Origin of the sequence: Nocardia alni (genome assembly GCF_019038435.1) — a bacterium.
Taxonomy (GTDB): Bacteria; Actinomycetota; Actinomycetes; order Mycobacteriales; family Mycobacteriaceae; genus Nocardia; species Nocardia alni.
In genome coordinates, this window is record NZ_JAGPOX010000279.1 from 1 (window position 1) to 3,372 (window position 3,372).

General features: G+C 67.6%; 2 protein-coding genes. Both read right to left on the reverse strand.

Annotated features, from left to right (window positions below; translation table 11 throughout):
- Positions 1-476 precede the first annotated feature (476 nt).
- The gene (locus JZ791_RS43685) at positions 477-665 is read right to left on the reverse strand and encodes a hypothetical protein (protein ID WP_216903800.1); all 189 of its coding nucleotides are present in this window, start codon (positions 663-665) and stop codon (positions 477-479) included.
- Between the two features lie 229 nt (positions 666-894).
- On the reverse strand, positions 895-3,372 hold a 2,478-nt coding region (locus JZ791_RS43690), incomplete at its 5' end, for a hypothetical protein (RefSeq protein WP_216903798.1).

Consider the following 3,372-nt stretch of genomic DNA (forward strand, 5'->3'; position numbering starts at 1 on the left):
GTCGTACGGGCCGCAATGGAGTCCGGCCGGAACGGCCGGAGGCAGGCTGCGTTGATGCCGTCGACGATGATCACCGAGGGCTGGCCGCAATGGAGTCCGGCCGGAACGGCCGGAGGCAGGAATTCGGTCTCGGGAAGTTCCGGGGCCACGTCGGCCAGGCCGCAATGGAGTCCGGCCGGAACGGCCGGAGGCAGGGCTCTGTGAATTTGGTGGGTGTGACTTGCGGGAATGCTTGACTTTGCGAGCGGTCCGGAGGATGGGTTCGACACGCCGAGTGCGGTAATGTGCGACCCCGTGTGGGATAACCCTTCTGACCTGGGCGCGAGCGGTGAAGGCGTGTCGGGGTACCGCTGGACCGCTCGCAGATGATCACTGTGCTGTTGTCGATGTGCATGCCGCTCGTGCACGGAATGTACCGAGTCTGGGGTGTCAGTGGATCGGTTGTGTGTGGCAATTGTCATGGTTGTGGTTGGGTGTCAGACGATTTGAGGACCGGTGGGCGGTAGCCAGCGGCGGTGTCCGGTGGTCACGATCTGTGCCTGACGTCCAATGCGGGTGTCGTCATTGTTGGCGAACCGTACCTGGACCCACTTCAGGTAAAGCAAGCTAGGGCAGTAGACGCACTCGTTCACCATCCGGGCAGGGATCAGATCCTCGGCGTCCATCATGTAATCGTGACGCGCTGGGCGGTGACACGATGGAAAGGGCCGCGAATCCGTCTACTGCAACATATTCGCGCGAGTGTGACACGAGTGCAATGTCTTCCCGGCCAGAGTCGATGCGGTACCCGTGCAGTCTGGCCGGAACCAGCAGCATCTGTTGACGGCGTACGAGATTCGTCTGGAGCTGCCGTAATACTATCCAGCCGGAACGGTCGGAGGCAGCGGAGGAGGATCAAGAGGTGCGGCGCCGGTGAGACGGCTCGGGTTTGCGGGTGTTGGTCTTGCCAGCAGGACGTTGCTGGCGGCGGGTGGGTTCGGCCTTCGCCGCAGTTTCGTCGAGGAGTGGGGTTAACGGTGCCTCGGCGCGGCTCAGCGTGTCGTCGTCGTTAGTGTCGGTGGGCTCGGCTGGTGATGCGGTGCTCTGTGGTTCGTCGGGTTCGGGACGGCGGTAGGAGATTTGGGTGGGGTTGTCGGCGATGAAGGTTCGGTCGACTGAGGCGAGGATGTCGGTTCGGCCGTGGGTGTCCACGGCGAGGATGTGGTCCGCGGTGCGGAAGGCGGGGTGGACGGTGCCCTCGATGTCGGCGACGAAGACGCGGCTGGTCACCTCGAGCAAGGTGGTGTCGGGGTGGTCCTCGTAGTGGCTGTGGTGATGGGCGTCGCCGTCGAGAATGCCGGGGAACGCGCGGGCGATGTCGGCGTCGAGATCGTCGTCGAATTCGCCGACGAGTTGGGCGGCGAGGCTGCGGTTGATCGGGTTGGTCGGGTCGGCGTCGGCCAGCCAGTCGGCGACCAGGCGGCGGCGGTCGGCTTCGCTGCCCGGTTCGGGGATGGTGGCTTTCGCGGTTTTGTGCATGAGCCATGAGGCGTAGCCGCTGGGGGCGCGGATGCCGCCGTTGTCGAAGTCCACGGCGGCGACGGCATCGGCGAGAGTGCCCGCTTGTGCTCCGCGCTCGATCAAGTTCGTGAAGGTTTCTTCCGCGGTGGACCATCGCGGGTGGTCGAGTACGCGGTCGGGGACGCGGCCGCGTAGCAGTTGCGCGAGTGTCGGGGTGGGCTCGGTATGGAAGTAGTTGTCGGGCCGGAAGCTCTGTGAGGGATGCCAGCGTTGGATCAACTGGAGGTCGAGTTCGTGGCGCGCGGTGGGGCTCGTTGCGGCGGCTCGATCCTGACCCCACTGGCGTACGGCGTCGGGATCGTTGTTGGCGGCCTGGTAGCGGGCCGCGGCGAGGTCGGCTGTGAAGGCGGGATCGCGGCCGGTGAGCTGTGCCCAGAGCTTTTCGAGCTGGCGTTGACCGCGGGACTGGTCGCGGGCGTTTGCTTGCTGATCACTCCAGTGCCGGAAGTAGACGGGGTCGTTGGTGCGGAACCAGTCGGCGATGTCCTCACTCGCCGAAGGGGTTTGCGCGGGAGAGGTCGGTTCGGTGGTGTGGTCGGGGTGGAGCTTGGCGAGGGCGGCGGCGATGGCACGGTCGGCGGCTTCGTCGCTGAGGCCGTGCTCGAGCAGCCATCCGCGGGCTTTCTCCCCGCGGCGAGTGCCGCGGACTTCGTCGATGAGCAGTGAGGCTTCGACCCAGGTGAGCCCCGGGTGGGGTTGCCGCCCGGCGTCGGTGAGGATGGCGGCCTGAACCGGGGTCATGGGGGTGCGGACGAGATCGTTACCGGCGTGGGTTGCGGTGGGGTCGCTGGTCTCGCGGCGTCGCCACCGCGATAGCAACTCGTCCTGTAAGGCGCGAAGGCTCTCGCGGGTGTCGGCCCAGCTGTAGTGGGCCGACCAGAGGTCATACCACTCCGGATCGTTGACACGCATCCAGGTTCGCGCCTGTTCGAAGTCAGGGTCGGCGGCCGGGACCGCTTGTTCGTCGGTTGGAGGTTGGTTATCGCCCGAGGCCTGCTGGGGTCCGGACGGGTCGGTGGTGGCTTGCTGGCGGTTGGTGTCGCCGGTGGGTGCGGTGGCCCCGGGTCGGCGGGTGGTGCTGCCGTGACGGCGGATGATCTCGAGTTCGGCGAGGTGCCGCGCGCCAGGGGTGGGGGCGTCGCTGTGGCGGAGCCACCATTGCCGGTACCAGTCGGGGTCGGCGGCTGCGGCATTGGCGCGGGCGGCGGCGAGGTGTGTGTTGAATGCGGGATCCCGGCCGGTGGCCCGGCGCCATGCACGCACCAGATCGTCGGGGTTGCGCCAGTGGGAGAGCCAGAGTGGGTCGTGGCGTCGGCCCCATGCCTGGGCGGCGGAAACGCGGTCGGCGGCCGGGCGGTGGAAGCGGGGGTCGAGGGCATTACGGAGTTCGTCGAGCCGGTCGACGGTCGGATCGGCCATTAGCCACTCGGCGAGCTGGCGGGCGAGGTGTTGGTCGCCGACGACGGTTTCGACATGGTCGCTGTCCCATCCAGCCTGTACGCCGTAGCGGCCGTGTGAGAGTTCGGTGACGCGGACAGTCATGCCGGTGTCGGGGTGGGCGGCGCCACCGATGAGGTCTTCGCGGTCGACGTTGTTCCATTCGCGGGCGGTGGCGGAGTCGAAGGGCAACAGCGCGTTTCGCCCGGCGACGGCGCGCAGCCGGGCGGCGTGCTCGGGGTCGGAGAACGCGGCGCGGCCCCGGCGTTCACGCACGGTACGGATCGCGGCGGCTACCGTGCGGATGGCGGCGGCCGCACGCATCAGGTCGTCGCGGGGTAGGTCGAAGGTGGGGGCGTCGGGGTGGGTCATTAT